The following is a 20,293-nucleotide window of genomic DNA, read 5'->3' on the forward strand; positions in this document are numbered from 1 at the left end:
GTACTTTCCAGATTATGGACGACCGCAGGGTCGTCCATAATTGTTACAGATTAAACCACGATATCAGTAGCCAACGCTTGACCAACGGTCCCCACGAGGAAGTCCCCCAAACCCTGCCCCGTGAAGTCGATCGCCAGACTGCCCAGATTGCTGCTCTGGTTATAGTTGAGGATCGCCTCGCCAGCATGGCCGCTGAACGCGTTGACGAACTGCAGCGCGCTCAGCGTGGAAATGGCCGATACGTCGATCTTGTCCTGACCGCTGACGAAATCACGAATCGTATCCTGGCCCGCACGGTTGGAGTCGGAGCTGGCGCCAAACACGAAGATGTCGGCACCTGCACCACCGGTCAGGCTGTCGGCGCCGCCACCACCGTAGATGATGTCGTTGCCGGCACCACCCTTGAGGTCGTTGGCGGCAGCATTGCCGATCAACAGGTCATTGCCCGAACCGCCCACCGCGTTTTCAACCACCACACCCTTGGCGATCGAAACGTTGCCCACCATGCCACCGACATCCGAGAACGAGGCGGCATTGAGGTTGATCTTCTGGTTCTGGGTGAAGCCGGAGAAGTCGAGGGTATCCTTGCCCCCGCCATCCCACACCGAGAACACCACCTTGGAAGAGGCGGACGTGGCGCTGTAGAAATCGCGCCCGGCAGTAGAGTTGAACCCATAGACCGTATCACCGGCACGGGTGCTCATGTTCGCGCCATAGAGCTGCTGAACGGCGGTGATGTCATCCAGCAACGGTGCCGAAGAGTACGACGGAGCGCCGCCCTTGACGAAGTTCTGGTCAGTGTTGGACTCACTCCAGTAACTCATGACGCTATAGCCACGGGTGTCTTCTGCGTAGGTGGCGTCCTTGTAGCTCGGATTGCCCTCGCCCGCGTTGTAGTCACCAGGGTGAGACAGGCCCAGGGTATGGCCGATTTCATGGGTCAGGGTCTGACGACCGTAATTGCCATTGTCCGGGGTGGTGTTGACCTTGTAGCTGTTATCGACAAGGTACCAGGACTGACCGTCGGTACGGCTGTTGCCGCTGGGCAGGTAGGCAAAAGCTGCCCCGCCCGCACTGCCGTTGCTGTAGTTGCCGAAGGTCATATGCCCGTCGCCCCCGGAAGCCGCCTGGGTAAAGCTGACCTTGGCAACGTCTGCCCAGGATTGCATCGACAATACCGCCTGTGCTTTCTGCTGCGCGTTGAACGCACTGAAAGTCCCCAGCGAATTGTCGAACCCGGCAGGCTTGGCCGTCAGGAACGTGTAGGTGAGGTTGATGGTGCCGTTGCCATCGCGATCCGTCCAGGCGGCGTCGTCGCGAAGAATATAATCAGCGGCCTGATCGACCGAATACGAGGGCTTGCCATTGATCGTGAGGTTGCCGCCACGGTCATACTGGTGCGCGAACGCATTGATCTGGTCGAAAGAGGTGCTGGTAGCAGCGGAAAGTTGAATTGCAGCATTTTCTTTGACTTTCGTCATGACACTTCCTTGTTTGCTGTTTGACAGGTTAGGTACGACAGGACTCTCCCCTGTAGCGAGAGAGTCCGGTCACTCGCCTTGTGAAGCATAAAAATCGTATTGCGTAACAAAACTGACACATCCTGAAATCTTGTGTCCAGCACTGTTCGATGATGTCAAGTGGCCTTAAATGGGCAAGCGCCTACAGGCGTTGGAGAATCACCTGATATTATTTTTTGTGATGATGAGATAGTCGATAAACGCTTGAACAGACTGTAACAAGCTTGATAAATATGACTGATAGGTCAGGAATTTTACGGGGTCGACTGGCCGCAAATGCTCTGAGTAATGCTCCGGCTCACTCAGCCGCCAGGAACGGCACTCCGCCAGCAGTGCGATGGGCCAATGCTGACATTTTTCCTCGCCGCAGAAACGCAAAAAGCCCCGACGAGTCGGGGCTTTTCTTGAAGTGCAGCGGCCTGAATATTCAGGCCTGGTAAATCAGTCGTCGCGGCTCATGATGCCGAAGATCTGCAGCAGGCTGATAAACAGGTTGTAGATCGATACGTACAGGCTGACCGTCGCCATGATGTAGTTACGCTCACCACCCTGAATGATCGCGCTGGTCTGGAACAGAATGCACACCGACGAGAACAGCACGAAGCCCGCGCTGATAGCCAGTTGCAGACCGCTGATCTGGAAGAACATACCGGCCACTACCGCACCCAGCAGAACGAAGAAACCTGCGGTGATGAAACCGCCGAGGAAGCTCATGTCCTTGCGGGTAATCAGTACGTAGGCTGACAGGCCACCGAATACCAGAGCCGTCATAGCGAAGGCGGAGCTGACCACTTCAGCACCACCGGCCATGCCCAGGTAACGGTTTAGGATCGGACCCAGCAGGAAGCCCATGAAGCCTGTCAGGGCGAAGGTCGACACCAGACCCCAGACCGAATCACGCAGCTTGTTGGTCAGGAAGAACAGACCGTAGAAGCCGATCAGCACCACGAAAATGTTCGGGTAGCCGACGCGCATCTGCTGAGCGACGAAGGCCATGACACCACTGAAAGCCAGTGTCAGGGCGAGAAGACCGTAAGTATTGCGCAGGACACGACTAACCTCGAGCTGGTCGGCCTGCATGCCGGTTTTAAGGCTGTAATCCTGTTCGCGCATGGCGAAACTCCTTGCTGTTGAAATGTTGAGTTGCAAAGATCATAACAGAGGCGCTGCAACTGGCTAGTCACAGAGTTTGACAGCTTGTTTCATTCCGGTATTATGGCGCCCGCAACGAAGTGGAGGTATGGCCGAGTGGTTTAAGGCAGCAGTCTTGAAAACTGCCGACTGTAACAGGTCCTAGAGTTCGAATCTCTATGCCTCCGCCATATTTGGCAGCGCAAAGCCCTGATTATTCAGGGCTTTGTCGTTTCTGGGGTTTGGCCAATGCCTCCGCAAGCTCATCAGCCCATACTTGGCCCACGCTGACAAAATGTGGATACTGCCAGTTTGCCAGCCGATGAACCACGGAAGACCCCAATGCCCCCCAGCAGAACGTTTGTCCATCCTGTTGGAGGCACACAACCCCATGCGGATGAGATTCGGCGCGCTATCAAGGCTGATGGTCACGATTCAGCGCCAGCCACCTTGGGAATAGACCGTATCTATGAAGGGCTCGAACGCCTCGCGATCGGCCGATATGCCCGCTTCAGTAGAGCGTCAGACAATCTCACGGGCGGCACTCAGCCGTTAGCCGACCCTATCCATACCACGGTTTCCGATGGGCACCACGCCGACCTGGCCATAGGGCGCTATGCGCGCTTCAGCAGACCGTCTCCCAACCTGGTTGGAGGTACGCAACCCCGGGCGGATACGCCGTCGGAACAGGCACCCTCGCCCTTCACCCCGCAGATGCGCCATCCAGAGCGTGAATCCGAGTTCTTTACCATCCGGCAGGACTCACCCGGCGCCAACTCGTTCAGCATCCCCAAGGCACCTGATCGCCCGGCGAAAGCCAAATGGCTGCGTCCAGGGGAGCCGCTCACCGTGGCCGATATCACCTTGCCCGGCGGCATGATCTACACAGGCACGCAAAACCCCGAATTCAGACTATCCGAACCTTCTTTCATAGACGCAGCCTTGCCGGTGGCCGGTTCCGACACGCCTCCCGTTGCGGGGGTGGCCTACTATTGGTCGACCTACAAAGATCTTGAACCTGCCGCGCGCAGGGGCTATCTGCAGTGGCTGGCGGGGGGACGTTGTGATCCTGAGGCGAGCAGTGGTTACCTGTTCATGTTTTTCCACGGCCTTGAACGGCGTTTACTGATCGACAGCCTTTCTGATCCCGATGCACGAAAAGAGATTCCCCCGATAAAAGAGGAAATCGAGCGTTTGCGGACTGTTTATCATCGGGATCTTTCGTTTTATAACCAGGCTTCGCGGCTTCTCGAATACCTGAACATGCCTGTCATTTCAGGGCAGATGTATTTGCGCGAGCCACCAATGGAGTCGGCCGACCGCTATGAAATGCCCATCGTGCTGCGAGTGGCGCTGGGCCAGATGGCCATCGACAAATACCCGTTGAACGCATCCTGGGCCTTATCCTGGGCGCTGACGGATCCGAATATCTCGCGTGGCAAACCTGTTGGCAGATGCGCAGATCTCTTTCAGCGCCTGTTCAGAGCCGAATATGAAGAGCAGTTTCCCGACGGCCTGAAGCTGCTGAGGAACAAGACCCGACTATGGGTCGCCTATCGCCCATCGTCCGCCTACCTCGATGTACCGGAAATACCGGTGGGTGATCTGCCAGACGTCAGCATTACGTCCGCCACCCGCAAGAAAATCCAGGTCCTCGTGCAGGGCTGTGCTTCAGTGCTCGCACCATTCAGTCGGTACATGGGCCGCAATGCCGATGATCTCGATAAGCATGAGTCATTGGAGGCGCTGCTATTGCTGCCGGTGTCGCTATGGCCTGAATACGCCAGGCATGAACTGCGACAGCTTCAATCGGAAGTCAGGACGGGTACGAAGCTGATGACGCTTGATCAACTGGCCATACGTTTCAAGTCTGACGGCGCCCAGGCACGCAACCAGATCATCGCGCTGATAAAAGTGCTTGAAGACATGCACGTAGGAATGGAACCGGATGTAATGGCGGGCAATCGTGCGCCCAAGCCTGAGGACAGCATCGTTCTGTTCGCGACCGAGCCCGACCCAGGCATGTCGCGGGTGACAGTGGACTACAACGTGGCTGTCGTCACTCTGGATCTCGCCAGCAGCGTGGCAACGGTTGATGGCGGCACGAGCCAGCATGCCGTTGCACTGCTCGAACAGCATATCGACTCATGGGGGCATCTGCGTGTCGCGCATCGAACACGTCTCAAGGCGTATCTGTTGATGCAACTGCAGCAGCCGCCCAACCTGGCAAGCCTGAAAAAGAAGCTGGGTTCGCTGAATCAGGAGGAAAAGCAGACCATCGTCGGTTGCCTGACTCACCTTGCCCACGCTGACGGAGCGGTTACGCCTGAGAAAGTCAGGTTGCTTGAGCGGATCTACAGGGCACTTCAACTCGACCCACACGCCCTTTACAGCAACCTCCATGGTGCTGCGACCGGTTTGCAGACAGGACAAGCCTCGACAGCGCTGTCAGCCACTACAGCAACAGGCCCCGACAAGAAGCCAGGCTCCGGAATCGTGCTGGACATGGGCAGGGTTGCCCAGTTGCGACGCGAAACGGCAGAGGTGTCGGCGCTGCTGGCTGATGTTTTTCGCAACGATCAGGAAGACGAACAGCAGGACCACACGCAGATAGCCGAAGACGATGCTTCACAAGACACCCCAGACACTGGCGCCCATCTCCATGAACTGGATGCGGGGCACTCTGCGTTTCTGCGCCTGCTGGTCTCGCGCAACCAATGGAGTCGACGAGAGCTGGAAATCGCGACGGCAGGTATGGCGTTGATGCTCGACGGTGCACTGGAGCAAATCAACGATATGGCATTCGAATTGTTCGACATGCCGGTTTCCGAGGGCGATGACCCTATCGAAATCAACCCGGATATTTTAAGCGAGCTTGCCCTATGAACAAGATACGAGCCAAGGATCGCGATGCGGTCATTCAATCACTGCGCGCAGGTGTCGTTCCTCGTGTCGGGCAGCACTTGATCCAGGTCGGACGGGCGGGTGAGCTGGCAGCTCTTATCAAGGATGTCGACCGGCTGGCCGAAGGCGGTTCTGCCTTTCGTATCGTGGTCGGCGAGTATGGCGCGGGCAAGACCTTCTTCCTCAATCTGGTCAGAGGCATTGCGATGGAACGCAAGCTGGTGACGATGCACGCTGATCTGAACCCCGATCGACGCCTGCACGCCTCAGGCGGTCAGGCGCGCTCCCTGTACGCCGAGCTTGCCAAGAACATGTCTACACGCACCAAGCCGGACGGCGGCGCGCTTCAGGGTATCGTCGAAAAGTTTATTTCCCAGGCCAGAACCCACGCGAGCAGCAAAGGCGTAGACAGCGAGACCGTCATACGCCAGAACCTCGCCGAACTTACCGAAATGGTCAACGGCTATGACTTTGCCGAAGTCATAGCCGCTTACTGCCGTGGCTTTAACGAAGGCAACGAACAGCTGAAAGCCGATGCAATACGCTGGCTTCGCGGGGAGTTCACCACCAGGACGGATGCACGAGCGGCCCTTGGGGTCAGAAGCATCGTTGACGACGCGTCCGTTTACGATCAGCTCAAACTGCTTTCCCGATTTGTGCGTCTGGCAGGCTTCGGCGGGCTTATGGTGTGCCTGGACGAACTGGTCAACCTCTACAAGCTTGCCAACACGCAGGCTCGCAATGCGAACTACGAACAGATCCTGCGCATCCTCAATGACTCACTGCAAGGGTCGACTGACGGACTGGGCTTCGTTCTGGGCGGCACGCCGGAATTCCTGATGGACACTCGCCGCGGCCTCTACAGCTACCCGGCTTTACAGTCGCGCTTGGCAGAAAACACCTTTGCCAAGGCCGGCTACGTCGACCTTTCCGGCCCTGTCATTCGGCTGACCAGCCTGACCCCGGAGGACTTCTATGTCCTGCTGCTGAACCTGCGTAATGTTTATGCCTACGGCGATGCGGAACATTACCTGCTTCCGGAAGAGGCCATCCCGGCCTTCATCGAGCACTGCGGCCAGCGTCTGGGCGAAGCTTACTTTCGAACGCCACGCACCACCATCACCGCGTTCATCAACCTGCTGGCGGTTCTTGAGCAAAACCCTGAGGCCGACTGGAGAGACCTTTTGGGCGCCATTGACATTGCCAGGGATGACGGCGGCAAAAGTGATTTCACTGTAGAGACCGATGATGAACTCACAAGCTTCAAGCTCTGACTCATCCGCGTTCGAACGGCTTCACCCCGATGTACAACAATGGGTGTGGTCGCAAGGCTGGACATCGCTCAGGGATGCTCAGGAATGGGCCATACCTGCGCTGATCGACGCTGATCGCGACGTCATCATTGCGGCCTCCACCGCAGCGGGCAAGACCGAGGCGGCGTTTCTGCCCATTCTGACCCATTTGCTCAACGATACCGATGCGCCAGGCGCTGTGCTCTATATCAGCCCGCTCAAGGCCTTGATCAATGATCAGTGGGACAGGCTGACACGTCTTTGCGAGCGCCTGGAAATCCCGGTGGTCGGCTGGCACGGGGACGTTTCGGCAAGCAGGAAGCACCGCTTTCTGAAATCGCCCAGAGGGATCCTGCTCATAACCCCAGAATCGCTGGAAGCCCTGTTCGTGAACCGGGGCTCAGCGCTTGCGGGGCTCTTTCAGCCCCTTCGCTATATCGTCATCGACGAATTACACGCGTTCATCGGCAGCGAGCGCGGTAAACAATTGCAGTCCCTGATGCACCGCGTAGAAACGGTTGTCGGCAAAAAACTGCCACGCGTAGGCCTGTCTGCGACCCTGGGCGAGATGGCACTCGCCCGCGAGTTCCTGCGTCCGGGGCAAGGCCGACGCATGGACGAAATCATTTCTCAAGCCTCGGGCCAGGACCTTCAGGTTCAGGTACGCGGTTACACCATGCTGCCGATGAAGAAACTGACAGCAAACCTGCAGATGGTCGTGACAAAAGACGATGGCAACGATGATCAGGACGAAGAGCAGGAAGAGGATGTCTCCGGGACCAGGCACGCCATAGCCGCGCATATGTACAAGGTGTTGCGTGGCAGTAACAACCTGATCTTTCCCAACAGCCGCGACAAGGTTGAATGGTACGCCGACCGGCTGCGGCACTTGTGCGAAAACGACGGTTTGCCGAACGAGTTCCTGCCTCACCACGGAAGCTTGTCCCGAGACTTGCGTGAAGATACGGAGCGAGCACTGAAAGCGGGTAGCCCGCCCGCCTCGGCCGTCTGCACCACGACCCTCGAACTTGGCATCGATATCGGCAACATCAAAGCAGTTGCGCAGATCGGCCCTCCGCCATCAGTGGCCAGCCTACGCCAGCGACTGGGTCGCTCCGGACGTCGCGCAGGTGAGCCTGCCACACTTCGCGCCTATTGCCAGGAAGACACCCTGACACCTGATTCGGACCTCTCGGATCAGCTCCGGCAAAACCTGGTGCAGACGATCGCCATGATTCGATTGTTGATCGAGAAGTGGTTCGAACCTCCGAGAGCCAACGGCCTGCACGCCTCGACGCTGGTTCAGCAATGCCTGTCGACGATTGCACAGCAAGGTGGTGCACATGCCTCGCAGCTGTGGAATGAGCTGCTCGCGAGCGGAACATTTGCAGCCGTTGATAAAACCGACTTCATGGCCCTTCTCAAGGCGCTGGGTGAAAAGAAACTGATCGTCCAGGACAGCTCTGGCCTGCTATTGCCTGGCGAGATCGGTGAAAAACTGGTCAACCACTATGAGTTTTACAGTGCATTCAGCAGCGATGAGGAATTCAGACTGCTTCGCGATGGCAAGCCGTTGGGTTCCATTCCTGTCAGTCGCCCGCTGACCCTGGGGCAACGCATCATCTTCGCAGGCAAACGCTGGCAGGTCATGGATGTAGACCTGGAAAAGAAAGTCATTGCGGTCATACGCGCACGTGGCGGCGAACCTCCGGTATTCGACGGGCTGGGCGCCAAGATCCATGACCGGGTGCGTGAAGAAATGCGCGCGGTACTGACGGAGGTCACACCCTGCCCGTTCCTTGATGCCAATGCACAAGCCCTGCTGGCGGAAGCGCGCCAGACCTTTCACCGGCTGGGGCTGGCTGACCAGCGCCTGACGGGTTCGACCTCAAGCAGCTACCTGCTGACCTGGGCGGGCGACTACACCAATGATGCGCTGTGCCTGCTGCTCAACCAGGCTGGGGTCATGTGCACAGCTTCGGGGTTGGTACTGGAAATCAGCGCTTCTCAGGAAAGTGTGCTGGCAGCACTGGCCAGAATTGCAGAGCTGGATGCGACCGATGTGGAACCCCTGTTGAAAGATGTGAAAAATCTGATCCGCGAAAAGTGGGACTGGGCTCTGCCAAAATCGCTGTTGATCAAATCATTTGCCTCCAGCCAGCTGGATATACCCAACGCGATTGCGCTTGCGAAGACATTGACGATCTGACGGCAGGCCTGGCGGCTCGGCCCGCGCCGTCTGATATATTGATGCGCATCCCGTATTAATAGATCGACCTTCAAATGCCCATCAATTTCGACCTCAACGACCTCCAGGCATTTCGTGCCGTGGTCGAGAATGGCAGCTTCCGCAAAGCCGCTGAAACCGTGCAGATCACCCAGCCTGCGCTCAGCCGGAGGATAGAAAAGCTCGAGTCTGCGCTGAATGTGAAGCTGTTCGAGCGGACCACCCGCAGGGTCAGCCTGACCACGGTCGGCCGCGCATTTCTGCCTCAGGTCGAGCGTATTCTGGATGATCTGGACAGCGCGTTGATGACCATCGAAGGCGTCGGCTCCACGCGAATGGGCAGCGTGACGATTGCCTGCGTGCCTTCAGCCGCCTATTACTTCATGCCGCAGGTCATCAGCGCCTTTCACCGGCTGTTTCCGAAAATCAGAATTCGGGTCATGGACGCCAGCGCCAATGAGGTCAACAGCGCGGTTGCCCTGGGCGAAGCCGATTTCGGGGTGAGTTTCAGCGGCAATCTGGCGCCGGAGGTGGATTTCGAGCTGCTGCTGCAGGAACGCTACGTGATGGCCTGCAGGCGGGATCACCCGCTGGCAACGTGCGACAGCGTCAGTTGGGAAGAGATGTACCGCCACGACTACATCGGCCTGGACATCACCTCGGGTAATCGTCTGGTGCTGGATCAGGCGCTGGCACCGTCGCGCCCGCACAAGGAAAGCATCTGCGAAACCCGCCATGTCACGACCATGATCGGACTGGTGGAAGCCGGGCTTGGCGTGGCTGCGGTGCCGTCGATCGCCATGCCGATGACCGCTCACCCGTTTCTGGTGAGCGTGCCATTGGTTGCGCCCGAGGTGATTCGCAATGTAGGGCTGCTCAAGCGTCGTGGCAGGACCTTGACACCGGCAGCCCTCGAGTTGGAACAACTGGTCAGGAAAATGCCTTCACGCTCAGCGGGGAACTGAATCCAGACCGGTAGACTGCACTGTAGCCTGGGCTTTCGGGGAGGCCAGGTAATCCAGCAAGGCCTTCGCCTCTTTCGGATGCTCGGCATTGACCGGGATGCCCGCGGCATAACGGGTAACCGACTGAACGTCTTCCGGGATCTTCGCCACGAACGTCACGCCGGGAATCGGCAGCAACTCGGCAACCTGTTGAAAGCCCACCTCGTAGTCACCCTTGGCAACCACCGAAGCGACCGGGATGCGCTCGATCATCTTGCCCTTCGGCGCGAGCTCCTTCTCGATACCGAGCTTTTTGAAAAGCTCTTTTTCGATGTACACGCCACTGGCGCTGTCGGAGTAAGCCACCGACCTGGCCTTGAGCAAGGTGGCCTTGAGCTCACTGTCGGTGCCGATCGCCGGCTTGGCCGCACCCTCCTTCACCACCATCCCGATCCGCGAGTCAGCCAGTTCGACCCGCGATGCCGGGTCTACCTTACCTTGCTTGATCAGATCATCCAGCGCATAGCCGACCATGATCACCACATCGGCGTGCTCGCCACGGGCCAGACGATTCGGGATGGCCTCGGGCGCCTTGCCCATCGATGGGCCGAGAATGGTGTCCAGCGAGTCCCCGGAAGACGCCGCGTATTGCGGTCCGAGCAGTTTGTACGCAGCCGTAAAGCCGCCGGAGGTCATAACCTTGAGCTGTTCAGCCTGCGCCGCCGCACTGACCGCGATACAGCCGAGAAAAAGCGCGGCCAATTGATGTTTGTATAACGATTTCATAATGATTTTCCTTGATTAAACAGCCAGTTGCGGGCGGGTCGAGATGTGCCGGTAGAGCACCAATGTGGCACCCAGCGCACAGGCTGCAGCAAATGTCATCCAGTAAGCAGGTGCAGCCTTGTCGCCGGTGAGGTGGATCAACCAGGTCGAAATCGCTGGAGTGAAACCACCAAAAACCGCCGTCGCCAGGCTGTAGGCCAGCGAAAAACCGGCAACACGCACCTCTACTGGCATGATTTCGGTCAGCGCCGGGATCATCGCGCCGTTATACAAGCCGTAGAGAAACGAGAACCACAACAGCACTTCCAGCATATGGCCGAAGCTGGGCGCCAGAGCGAGGAAAGACAGCGCCGGGTACGCACTGACGATGGTCAGTAGCGTCATCGCAACCAACAGCGGCTTGCGCCCGAAACGGTCGCTCAACATGCCGCCGACAGGCAGCCAGATAAAGTTGGAGACACCGACCAGCAAGGTCACCAGAAGCGCATCGGAGGTACTCAGGTTGAGTACGGTTTTGCCGAATGTCGGTGCGTAGATGGTGATCAGATAAAAGGTGGTAGTGGTCATCGCCACCATCAGCATTCCGGCAATCACCACACGCCAGTTTTGCAGCAGCGTCGCGAACACCTGTCGCATGGTCGGACGATGAGAGCGAGTGGCGAACTCCTCTGTTTCCTGCAGGCTGCGGCGCAGCAGGAAAATGAACGGGATGATCAGGCAGCCGATGGCGAACGGAATTCTCCAGCCCCAATCGGCGACAGCAGCAGGTGCCATCCATTGGTTCAAGCCGTAGCCCAGTGCAGCGGCGACAACGATTGCCACCTGCTGACTGCCCGACTGCCAACTGGTATAGAAGCCCTTGCGGCCGGGTGTCGCCATCTCTGCCAGATACACGGACACCCCGCCCAGTTCCGCGCCGGCAGAAAAGCCTTGCAGCAAGCGGCCGACCAATACCAGGGCCGGTGCCCACAAGCCGATGCTTGCGTAACCGGGCACCAGAACAATCAGCAACGTGCCACTGGCCATGATCGACAGGGTCACAATCAAGCCTTTACGGCGGCCCACGTCATCAATGTAAGCGCCCAGAATCACGGCACCCAACGGACGCATCAGGAAGCCAGCACCGAAGACCGCGAAGGTCATCATCAGCGAAGCGAACTCACTGCTGGCCGGGAAAAAGGCGGAGGCGATCTGGGTGGCGTAAAAGCCGAACAGGAAGAAGTCGAATTGCTCGAGGAAATTACCGGAGGTGACCCGAAATACCGCGCCTGCCTTCGACCGGGAGGATTCTTTTCGTAATGGGGATGAGCCGTGCATCAGTGTTCTCCAGCGATCTTATTAGAGTGTTGTAAGCGCTTGTGATGGGGGAGTCTGCCGGACACACTTTGAAACGATAAGTGCTATGTTTTCATCGATTGATGCCTTATGGACATCAATTAGGGCGCGAACTATTGCATCCCGGCCCAGCGCTTGCAGGTCAACACGCGCCAAACTCACACGCCTGCCCTTGAATTCTTTATCATTGCGCATGTTTTGTTGGCAGAGCCGATCATGAAATTCGCCATCTCCCTTTTTTCCGCCGCGCATGCGCCCTCCTCTCGGCGAGCCTTGCAGTTCGCCAGGGCGGTGCTGGCAGGCGGGCACGAAATTGTCCGGTTGTTCTTCTATCAGGAAGGCGTACATAGCGCGTCGGCCAACGTCGTGACGCCGCAGGACGAGCAGGATATGGCACTGCAGTGGCGTGACTTCATCGTCGAGCACAAGCTGGACGGCGTGGTGTGCATTGCCGCGGCGTTGCGTCGCGGTGTGCTCGACACGCAAGAGGCCGAGCGTTATCAGCGGCCGGCGGCAAACCTGCGCGAGCCGTGGGAATTGTCCGGGCTGGGCCAGCTGCACGATGCTGTGCAATCGGCTGATCGCCTGATCTGCTTCGGAGGGCCATGAGATGCCCAGATCACTATTGGTTGTCAGCCGTCAGTCGCCGTGGTCCGGTCCCGGTGCCCGCGAAGCGCTGGATATCGTACTGGCGGGCGGAGCATTCGATCTGTTGGTAGGCCTGCTGTTTCTGGACGACGGGGTTTTTCAGTTGTTGCCACAGCAGTCGCCCGACGCCCTGCAACAGAAAGACCTGACCGCAAACCTGAAAGCCCTGCCGATGTTCGGTGTCGAAGACCTTTACGTCTGCGGACAAAGCCTGGCCGAGCGCGGCATCTCCCCCGGAGCATTGAGCGAAGAGCTGAGCCAATTGACTACGCGCGCAGAATTGTCAGCACTTTTTGACCGGTATGACGAGGTAATCACGATCTGATGGCTACTTTGCACGTTCTCTCTCACTCGCCGTTTGCCGACACCCGGCTGGACAGTTGCCTGCGCTTGCTGGGCAACGATGATGGCGTACTGCTCTGTGGCGATGCCACCTATGCGCTGATGCCATCCAGTGCGCAGCTCAAAGCCCTTCAGTCGTCGGTCGACTCATCGCAACTGTTCGCCCTCGACGAAGACCTCAGCGCACGCAATCTGCCCCTCCCTGCCGGAGTCAGCAGCATCGACTACCCGGCGTTCGTGGAACTGTCGCTGCGCTTCGACAAGGTCAATACCTGGTTATGAAACAGTTGAACATTGACGGGCGCAGCATCGAACTGGACAAGGATGGTTTTCTGCAAGACCTCAGCGACTGGTCGCTGGACGTCGCCCACGCCTTGTCCGCCGAGGAAGGTATCGAGTTGAGTGCCGAGCACCTTGAAATCCTTGAGCTGCTGCGAGGTTTTTACGCCGAGTTCCAGCTTTCGCCCGCAACACGGCCGCTGATCAAATACACCGCGCTGAAGCTGGGTGCAGAAAAAGGCAACAGCATGCACCTCAATCGCCTGTTCAACGGCACTCCCGCCAAACTCGCCGCCAAGCTGGCGGGCCTGCCCAAACCGACCAATTGCATATGAATGATTACGCTGCGCTTATCACTGAAACACCTGAAGAACATCCCTTTGCGACGTTCGTTCGCATTCTGGGCAAAGGCAAACGTGGCGCGCGCAACCTGACTCGCGAGGAAGCACGGGAAGCCATGGGCATGCTGCTCGATGAAAAAGTCGAGGACACTCAACTTGGCGCTTTTCTGATGCTGCTGCGTCACAAGGAAGAAAGCCCCGAGGAGCTGGCGGGGTTTACCGAAGCGGTGCGTGAACGTCTGCACGCTCCCGACATGCAGATCGACATCGACTGGCCGACCTACGCCGGAAAAAAGCGTCACCTGCCGTGGTACCTGCTGGCAGCCAAATGCCTGGCGCAAAACGGCGTCAGGATCCTCCTGCACGGCGGCGGCGCGCATACCGCAGGGCGTCTGTACACCGAGCAGTTGCTCGATCTGCTGAAAATCCCTCTGTGCCGCAACTGGTCAGCGGTCAAGACTTCGCTCGAGCAAGACCGGCTGGCATTCATTCCGCTCGCCGACTGGGCACCGCAGTTGCAACGCATGATCGACCTGCGCAACACGCTTGGACTACGCTCGCCCATTCATTCGCTGGCACGCATTCTCAATCCGCTGCAGGCGCGTTGCGGTCTGCAAAGCATTTTTCACCCGGGCTATCAAAGCGTGCATCGCGATGCCAGCAGCCTGCTCGGCGACAACGCCATCGTCGTCAAGGGTGATGGCGGCGAAATCGAGATCAACCCCGACACCATCAGCCACCTGTACGGCACCACCGGCGGTCAGCCGTGGGATGAAGAATGGCCAGCGCTCTCACCGCGTCGCCATGTAAAACCGGCGACACTCGACCCGCAGCAACTGCTGGCCTTGTGGCGAGGAGAAATCGAAGACAGTTACCCGCAACTGGCATTGATATCGACCATGGCGCTCGCCCTGCGCGGCCTGGGCGTCGATCGTGACGAGGCCTTCGCCCAGGCGCAGGTATTCTGGGATCGCCGCGACATCAATCTGTGACGCTTCGGCCTTTCGACAATGAAAGGCCGTAATCCAGTCGAACCGATGCACCCGCGCTGACCTCCAAGCTCTATCACCTGGAAATGGGAGTCAGACATGGGCCTTCTGGTCGAAGGACACTGGCAAGACCAGTGGTACGAAAGCAGCAAAGATGGCGCATTTCAGCGCGAAAATGCGCAGCGACGCAATTGGGTCACGCCCGATGGACAGCCTGGACCGTCGGGTGCAGGCGGGTTTGCTGCGCAGGCGGGCCGCTATCACCTGTACGTGTCTCTGGCTTGCCCGTGGGCACACCGCACGCTTATTTTGCGCAAGCTCAAGGGCCTGGAAGGCCTGATCGATGTATCGGTAGTCAGCTGGCTGATGCTGGAAGACGGCTGGACCTTCGATCAGCAGAAAGGCTCCAGCGGCGATGCCCTGGATGACCTGCAGTTCCTTCACCAGCGCTATACCGCCGACGATCCTCGATACACCGGCCGTGTCACCGTGCCGGTGCTGTGGGACAAGCAGCAGCAATGCATCGTCAGCAACGAATCTGCGGAAATCATCCGCATGTTCAATTCTGCATTCGACGAGCTGACCGGCAATACGCTGGATTTCTACCCGCAAGCGCTACGCGCGAGCATTGACGAGCTCAACGAGCAGATCTACCCGAAGGTCAACAACGGCGTGTACCGGGCTGGTTTCGCCACCTCGCAGGGCGCGTATGAGGAGGCGTTCGACGATGTGTTCGCTGAACTGGATGTGCTGGAAAATCTGCTCGGCGAAAAGCGTTACCTGACAGGCAAACACCTCACCGAAGCCGACATACGCCTGTTCACTACCATCGTGCGCTTCGATGCGGTGTATTACAGCCACTTCAAATGCAACCTGCGGCGCATCGCGGATTACCCCAATCTCAGCAACTGGCTACGCGAGCTGTATCAGTGGCCGGGTATCGCAGAGACGGTAAGTTTCGAACACATCAAAGGGCATTACTACGGGAGCCATCGCACCATCAACCCGACCGGCATCATACCGAAGGGGCCCGCACTCGATCTGCAGGCAGATCACGACCGTGAGCGACTGTCCGGTGAAGGTGTCTGGAACAACTGACGTATGGGAAGAAGTGGTGGATAGCCCGGACGGGCTACCCACCATTGACATCAGAGAGTCGCCTGAGCGCCCTCGAACCACGCCAGCTTTTCACGCAACTTGACCACCTCACCGATGATCACCAGCGTCGGCGCATGCACATCATGCTCGGCGACCAGTTGCGGCAGGTTTGCCAAGGTACCCGTGAACACACGCTGATTGACGGTGGTGCCCTGCTCGACCAGTGCAGCAGGCGTGTCGGCAGAGCGACCGTGCCGGATCAACTGCTCACAGATAACCGGCAAACCGATCAGCCCCATGTAAAACACCAGTGTTTGCGCAGGCGCTACCAGATCTGACCAGGGCAAATCTGTCGTACCGTTTTTCAAGTGACCGGTGATGAAACGCACCGATTGCGCATGATCACGGTGCGTCAACGGTATACCCGCATATGCTGCGCAACCGCTGGCAGCGGTGATGCCGGGCACTACCTGGAACGGTATGCCATGCGCCGCCAGTTCTTCGATTTCCTCGCCGCCACGGCCGAAGATGAACGGATCACCGCCCTTCAGACGCACCACTCGCTTGCCCTGCTTTGCCAGTGCAACCAGTTGCTGGTTGATCTGTTCCTGCGGAACGGCATGCTCCGCACGGCGCTTGCCAACGTAGACACGCTCGGCATCACGACGGCACAGGTCAAGAATCGTTGGCGCGACCAGGCGGTCATACAGCACCACATCCGCTTGCTGCATCAGGCGCAAGGCCCGGAAAGTCAGCAAATCCGGATCACCTGGACCCGCACCGACCAGATAGACCTCACCGGTCTCAGAAGGCGGCTCGCCAGCAATCTTGGCGATCAGCATACGTTCGGCTTCAGCACCCTGCCCGGCCAGCTGGCGGTCGGCAATGGCGCCCTGAAAAACATCTTCCCAGAACGCTCGGCGCTGCTGCACATTCGGAAACAGGCCTTTGACCTGATTGCGAAAGCGCGCAGCCAGTCCGGCGAGCTGCCCGTAGCTGGAGGGAATCCAGGTTTCCAGCTTGGCGCGAATCAAACGTGCCAGCACCGGAGCATCGCCGCCACTGGACACGGCGATCACCAGCGGCGAGCGGTCGACGATGGCCGGAAAGATCACCGTACACAACGCCGGGGCGTCGACTACGTTGACCGGAACGCAACGCAAGCGGGCATCGCGGGACACCTGCGCGTTGAGCGGCTCATCATCCGTCGCAGCGATGATCAGCACGCAACCATCGAGGTCGCATTCGCTGTAGCCGCGCAGGATCCTCTCACCGCCGCTCTGGGCAACCAGCTCGCTCAGTTGCGCCTCGATTTCCGGCGCAACCACACGCAGCACTGCACCGGCGTCGGCAATCAGGCGTGATTTGCGCAGGGCAATTTCACCGCCGCCAACCACCAGCACCCGGCTGCCACGAAGGTTATGGAACAGCGGCAGAAATTCCATTTAACCGATGACCTCAAGGCCGCCCATGTACGGCTTGAGCACCTCAGGCACACGAATCGAACCGTCCGCCTGCTGATAGTTCTCCAGCACTGCCACCAGTGTGCGGCCTACCGCCAGGCCCGACCCGTTGAGGGTGTGGACCAGCTCCGGCTTGCCGGTTTCAGGGTTACGCCAGCGCGCCTGCATGCGGCGCGCCTGGAAATCACCGCAGTTGGAGCAGGAAGAGATTTCGCGATATTTGTCCTGACTCGGAATCCAGACTTCCAGGTCGTAAGTCTTCACCGCACTGAAACCCATATCGCCGGTGCACAGCGCCAGCGTGCGATAAGGCAGTTCAAGCAGTTGCAGGACACGTTCGGCGTTGCCGGTCAGCGACTCGAGCGCGGCCATGGAGTCATCAGGCGCAACGATCTGGACCATCTCGACCTTGTCGAACTGGTGCTGGCGAATCATGCCGCGGGTATCACGCCCGGACGCGCCCGCTTCACTGCGGAAGCAAGGGGTATGGGCAACAAACTTGAGAGGCAGCTGTTTGGCATCGAGAATTTCACCCGACACGATATTGGTCAGCGACACTTCGGCAGTCGGGATCAGGTACAGATCGGCCTCGCCTTCGCGGGAGATCTTGAACAGGTCTTCCTCGAACTTGGGTAACTGACCTGTGCCCTGCAACGCTGGTGCCTGCACCAGATACGGAGTGTAAGTCTCTTCGTAGCCGTGCTCGTTGATGTGCAGATTGATCATGAACTGTGCCAGGGCACGGTGCAGGCGCGCGATCGGGCCACGCAGCAGCGCAAAGCGCGCGCCGGACAGCTTGGCTGCGGTCTCGAAATCCAGCCAGCCGAACTTCTCGCCCAGCGCAACGTGATCCTTGACCTCGAAATCAAATGACGTCGGCGTACCCCAGCGACGTACTTCGACGTTGCCTTCTTCGTCGGCACCGACCGGCACGGACTCGTGGGGCAGGTTCGGAATGCTCAGCACCAGCGCATCCAGTTCGGCCTGAATGCCATCCAGCTCGACCTTGCCTTCGCTCAGCTCATTGCCCATGCGCTCGACATCAGCCATCAACGGCGCAATATCTTCGCCGCGCTGCTTGGCCTGACCAATGGATTTGGAACGTGCATTGCGCTCGGCCTGCAGCTGTTCGGTGCGGGTCTGCACTACCTTGCGCTGGGATTCCAGCGATTCAATGCGCGCCACATCCAGCGTGAAACCACGGGAAGCCAGGCGATCCGCTACGTCCTGAAGTTGAGTACGTAACAGTTTGGAATCGAGCATATCGTTCTCTCGTCTATCAAAGTCTGGTCAGGGACAGGCCAGCCCAGGTTGCGAGCAGCCCGCCGAATACACTGATACCGGCATAGCCGAGGGCCAGCGGTACCTGCCCGCTTTCCAGCAGGCGCAGCGTATCCAGTGAAAAGGATGAAAAGGTCGTCAGACCGCCTACAAAGCCGACAAGCAAGCCGGCACGAATTTCGATGGGCACTTCCGGACGCAGCAGGAACAGTCCGTACAGTACACCGATGATCAGGCACCCGACGATGTTGACCGCCAGCGTCGCCGCATAAAAATAACGAGGCCAGTTGGCGCTGACCCAGGTGCCTGTCGCAAAGCGCAATAATGTACCAGCGATCCCGGCAATCGACACCGCAAGAATAGTCTGAATCATCACTTTCTCCGCTTGCGAGGGCTGGCATTGTCCAATGCGTTCAGATGCCTGAGCTTTTCACCGATCTTGAGCTCCAGACCGCGAGGCACAGGCTGGTAATACTGCCGTGGCTCCAGCTCGTCCGGAAAGTAGTCTTCGCCAGCTGCATAAGCATCGGGCTCATCATGGGCATAGCGATATTCTTCGCCATAACCTAGCTGCTTCATCAGCTTGGTAGGCGCATTGCGCAAGTGCAGCGGAACCTCCAGCGAACCGTGCTCACCTGCTTCGCGCATAGCCGCCTTGAACGCCATGTAGACCGCGTTGCTTTTTGGCGCACAGGCGAGATAGACAATAGCCTGCGCGACCGCCAGCTCGCCCTCGGGACTGCCAAGGCGCTCCTGCACATCCCAAGCGGACATGCACAACGGCAGCGCACGAGGATCGGCATTGCCGATATCTTCACTGGCCATGCGCACCACGCGGCGCGCCAGATATAGCGGATCACAACCGCCATCGATCATCCGCGCAAACCAGTACAGGGCCGCGTCGGGATTGGAACCGCGAATCGACTTGTGCAGTGCCGATATCTGGTCGTAGAACGCCTCGCCGCCCTTGTCGAAGCGGCGTCGACTGTCACCCAACAGGCTCTGCAGCAGCCCGACATCGATTTCGCTGCCGTCTTCGGCCAGATCCGAGGCGTTCTCCAGCAAGTTGAGCATGCGCCGACCGTCGCCATCGGCGGCGGACATCAGCATCGCAAAACCCTCATCGCTCAAGGCCAGTTGCCGCTTGCCCAGCCCGCGCTCTTCGGTCAGGGCACGGTTGACCAGCTTGCGTAACGCCGCCTCGTCCAGGCTTTTGAGCACGTAGACGCGCGCCCGGGACAACAAGGCGTTGTTGAGTTCGAACGAGGGGTTTTCGGTGGTCGCGCCGATAAAGATCAGCGTGCCGTCCTCGACATAAGGCAGGAAGGCATCCTGCTGTGACTTGTTGAAGCGGTGCACTTCGTCGACGAACAGGATGGTGCGCTTGCCGTACTGTCCGGCCTGCTGCCGGGCGACTTCGACGGCCTGACGGATTTCCTTGACCCCGGCGAGCACCGCCGAAACCGTCTCGAAGTGCGCGTCCGACACTTTGGCCAGCAGCTTCGCCAGGGTGGTCTTGCCCACCCCGGGCGGGCCCCAGAAAATCATCGAGTGCAGTGCGCCTTGCTCCAGCGCCTCACGCAGAGGCTTGCCGTGGGCAAGCACGTGTTCCTGGCCGACATACTCATCCAGGTTGGTAGCACGCAAACGTGCAGCCAGAGGCTGAGCTATCGGTTCGCGGCTGAACAAGTCCATGGTCAGAAATCGGCCCTT

General features: G+C 58.7%; 18 protein-coding genes and 1 tRNA gene. 11 read left to right on the forward strand and 8 right to left on the reverse strand.

Translation table 11 applies throughout. The annotated features are described in order from the left end of the window. Positions 1–50: 50 nt before the first annotated feature. Complete coding sequence (locus V476_RS00835) at positions 51–1,481, reverse strand: serralysin family metalloprotease (protein WP_024961195.1); 1,431 nt, start codon at positions 1,479–1,481, stop codon at positions 51–53. Positions 1,482–1,961: 480 nt separating this feature from the next. Next, the gene (locus V476_RS00840; RefSeq protein ID WP_003317937.1) at positions 1,962–2,633 is read right to left on the reverse strand and encodes a Bax inhibitor-1/YccA family protein; all 672 of its coding nucleotides are present in this window, start codon (positions 2,631–2,633) and stop codon (positions 1,962–1,964) included. Between the two features lie 121 nt (positions 2,634–2,754). Between V476_RS00840 and V476_RS00845 the strand changes: the two genes are divergently transcribed. The 5 genes from V476_RS00845 to V476_RS00865 all read left to right on the forward strand — a co-directional run bounded on the left by V476_RS00845 (position 2,755) and on the right by V476_RS00865 (position 10,039). Further along, positions 2,755–2,842: transfer RNA gene (locus tag V476_RS00845), tRNA-Ser, on the forward strand. Positions 2,843–2,993: 151 nt separating this feature from the next. Next, positions 2,994–5,537: a tellurite resistance TerB family protein gene (locus V476_RS00850; RefSeq protein WP_024961194.1), complete on the forward strand. Its 2,544-nt coding sequence runs from the start codon at positions 2,994–2,996 to the stop codon at positions 5,535–5,537. Beyond that, positions 5,534–6,829 carry an ATP-binding protein gene (locus V476_RS00855; protein ID WP_016568440.1) on the forward strand — a complete coding sequence of 432 codons (1,296 nt, stop codon included), beginning with the start codon at positions 5,534–5,536 and terminating at the stop codon, positions 6,827–6,829. Before V476_RS00850 ends, V476_RS00855 begins: the two co-directional genes overlap by 4 nt. A gap of 43 nt (positions 6,830–6,872) precedes the next feature. Continuing rightward, complete coding sequence (locus tag V476_RS00860) at positions 6,873–9,056, forward strand: DEAD/DEAH box helicase (protein WP_024961193.1); 2,184 nt, start codon at positions 6,873–6,875, stop codon at positions 9,054–9,056. 74 nt (positions 9,057–9,130) lie between these two features. Continuing rightward, positions 9,131–10,039 carry a LysR family transcriptional regulator gene (locus V476_RS00865; protein WP_004417291.1) on the forward strand — a complete coding sequence of 303 codons (909 nt, stop codon included), beginning with the start codon at positions 9,131–9,133 and terminating at the stop codon, positions 10,037–10,039. Here the strand turns inward: V476_RS00865 and V476_RS00870 are convergent. Next, positions 10,025–10,804 (reverse strand): substrate-binding domain-containing protein, encoded by a 780-nt coding sequence (locus V476_RS00870; protein WP_011268261.1) that lies wholly within the window; start codon positions 10,802–10,804, stop codon positions 10,025–10,027. The genes V476_RS00865 and V476_RS00870 overlap by 15 nt on opposite strands. A gap of 15 nt (positions 10,805–10,819) precedes the next feature. After that, the gene (tcuC, locus tag V476_RS00875; RefSeq protein WP_004417288.1) at positions 10,820–12,121 is read right to left on the reverse strand and encodes an MFS transporter; all 1,302 of its coding nucleotides are present in this window, start codon (positions 12,119–12,121) and stop codon (positions 10,820–10,822) included. A gap of 234 nt (positions 12,122–12,355) precedes the next feature. Between tcuC and tusD the strand changes: the two genes are divergently transcribed. The 6 genes from tusD to V476_RS00905 all read left to right on the forward strand — a co-directional run bounded on the left by tusD (position 12,356) and on the right by V476_RS00905 (position 15,836). Beyond that, complete coding sequence (tusD, locus tag V476_RS00880; RefSeq protein WP_003317940.1) at positions 12,356–12,748, forward strand: sulfurtransferase complex subunit TusD; 393 nt, start codon at positions 12,356–12,358, stop codon at positions 12,746–12,748. Between the two features lies 1 nt (position 12,749). Beyond that, on the forward strand, positions 12,750–13,112 hold the full coding sequence (gene tusC, locus V476_RS00885; RefSeq protein ID WP_024961192.1) for a sulfurtransferase complex subunit TusC: 363 nt from the start codon (positions 12,750–12,752) through the stop codon (positions 13,110–13,112). Next, positions 13,112–13,411 carry a sulfurtransferase complex subunit TusB gene (gene tusB / locus V476_RS00890; protein ID WP_003395712.1) on the forward strand — a complete coding sequence of 100 codons (300 nt, stop codon included), beginning with the start codon at positions 13,112–13,114 and terminating at the stop codon, positions 13,409–13,411. Before tusC ends, tusB begins: the two co-directional genes overlap by 1 nt. Then, positions 13,408–13,743, forward strand: coding sequence for a TusE/DsrC/DsvC family sulfur relay protein (locus tag V476_RS00895; protein ID WP_003317943.1), 336 nt, complete (start codon positions 13,408–13,410; stop codon positions 13,741–13,743). Before tusB ends, V476_RS00895 begins: the two co-directional genes overlap by 4 nt. Then, positions 13,740–14,741 (forward strand): glycosyl transferase family protein, encoded by a 1,002-nt coding sequence (locus V476_RS00900; RefSeq protein ID WP_024961191.1) that lies wholly within the window; start codon positions 13,740–13,742, stop codon positions 14,739–14,741. The genes V476_RS00895 and V476_RS00900 overlap by 4 nt, the downstream gene beginning before the upstream one ends. A gap of 96 nt (positions 14,742–14,837) precedes the next feature. Then, complete coding sequence (locus V476_RS00905; protein ID WP_003395708.1) at positions 14,838–15,836, forward strand: glutathione S-transferase family protein; 999 nt, start codon at positions 14,838–14,840, stop codon at positions 15,834–15,836. Between the two features lie 50 nt (positions 15,837–15,886). Here the strand turns inward: V476_RS00905 and cysG are convergent, their stop codons facing one another. The 4 genes from cysG to V476_RS00925 are packed head-to-tail and all read right to left on the reverse strand — an operon-like array spanning position 15,887 to position 20,275. Then, positions 15,887–17,281: a siroheme synthase CysG gene (cysG, locus tag V476_RS00910; RefSeq protein ID WP_004417276.1), complete on the reverse strand. Its 1,395-nt coding sequence runs from the start codon at positions 17,279–17,281 to the stop codon at positions 15,887–15,889. Further along, positions 17,282–18,562, reverse strand: coding sequence for a serine--tRNA ligase (serS, locus tag V476_RS00915; RefSeq protein WP_003426141.1), 1,281 nt, complete (start codon positions 18,560–18,562; stop codon positions 17,282–17,284). 16 nt (positions 18,563–18,578) lie between these two features. Next, positions 18,579–18,953 (reverse strand): fluoride efflux transporter CrcB, encoded by a 375-nt coding sequence (gene crcB / locus V476_RS00920; RefSeq protein WP_003317947.1) that lies wholly within the window; start codon positions 18,951–18,953, stop codon positions 18,579–18,581. Then, entirely contained in the window at positions 18,953–20,275 is a 1,323-nt protein-coding gene (locus tag V476_RS00925; RefSeq protein WP_016568444.1) for a replication-associated recombination protein A, read from the reverse strand. The genes crcB and V476_RS00925 overlap by 1 nt, the downstream gene beginning before the upstream one ends. Positions 20,276–20,293 lie beyond the last annotated feature (18 nt).

The organism is Pseudomonas syringae KCTC 12500 (assembly GCF_000507185.2).
Taxonomy (GTDB): Bacteria; Pseudomonadota; Gammaproteobacteria; order Pseudomonadales; family Pseudomonadaceae; genus Aquipseudomonas; species Aquipseudomonas syringae.

Excerpts from the sequence above, each read along its gene's own strand:
- V476_RS00835 (WP_024961195.1), bottom strand. The coding sequence starts at position 1,481 with ATGACGAAAGTCAAAGAAAATGCTGCAATTCAACTTTCCGCTGCTACC.
- V476_RS00840 (WP_003317937.1), bottom strand. The coding sequence starts at position 2,633 with ATGCGCGAACAGGATTACAGCCTTAAAACCGGCATGCAGGCCGACCAG.
- V476_RS00850 (WP_024961194.1), top strand. The coding sequence starts at position 2,994 with ATGCCCCCCAGCAGAACGTTTGTCCATCCTGTTGGAGGCACACAACCC.
- V476_RS00855 (WP_016568440.1), top strand. The coding sequence starts at position 5,534 with ATGAACAAGATACGAGCCAAGGATCGCGATGCGGTCATTCAATCACTG.
- V476_RS00865 (WP_004417291.1), top strand. The coding sequence starts at position 9,131 with ATGCCCATCAATTTCGACCTCAACGACCTCCAGGCATTTCGTGCCGTG.
- V476_RS00870 (WP_011268261.1), bottom strand. The coding sequence starts at position 10,804 with ATGAAATCGTTATACAAACATCAATTGGCCGCGCTTTTTCTCGGCTGT.
- tcuC (WP_004417288.1), bottom strand. The coding sequence starts at position 12,121 with ATGCACGGCTCATCCCCATTACGAAAAGAATCCTCCCGGTCGAAGGCA.
- tusD (WP_003317940.1), top strand. The coding sequence starts at position 12,356 with ATGAAATTCGCCATCTCCCTTTTTTCCGCCGCGCATGCGCCCTCCTCT.
- tusC (WP_024961192.1), top strand. The coding sequence starts at position 12,750 with ATGCCCAGATCACTATTGGTTGTCAGCCGTCAGTCGCCGTGGTCCGGT.
- tusB (WP_003395712.1), top strand. The coding sequence starts at position 13,112 with ATGGCTACTTTGCACGTTCTCTCTCACTCGCCGTTTGCCGACACCCGG.
- V476_RS00895 (WP_003317943.1), top strand. The coding sequence starts at position 13,408 with ATGAAACAGTTGAACATTGACGGGCGCAGCATCGAACTGGACAAGGAT.
- V476_RS00900 (WP_024961191.1), top strand. The coding sequence starts at position 13,740 with ATGAATGATTACGCTGCGCTTATCACTGAAACACCTGAAGAACATCCC.
- V476_RS00905 (WP_003395708.1), top strand. The coding sequence starts at position 14,838 with ATGGGCCTTCTGGTCGAAGGACACTGGCAAGACCAGTGGTACGAAAGC.
- cysG (WP_004417276.1), bottom strand. The coding sequence starts at position 17,281 with ATGGAATTTCTGCCGCTGTTCCATAACCTTCGTGGCAGCCGGGTGCTG.
- serS (WP_003426141.1), bottom strand. The coding sequence starts at position 18,562 with ATGCTCGATTCCAAACTGTTACGTACTCAACTTCAGGACGTAGCGGAT.
- crcB (WP_003317947.1), bottom strand. The coding sequence starts at position 18,953 with ATGATTCAGACTATTCTTGCGGTGTCGATTGCCGGGATCGCTGGTACA.
- V476_RS00925 (WP_016568444.1), bottom strand. The coding sequence starts at position 20,275 with ATGGACTTGTTCAGCCGCGAACCGATAGCTCAGCCTCTGGCTGCACGT.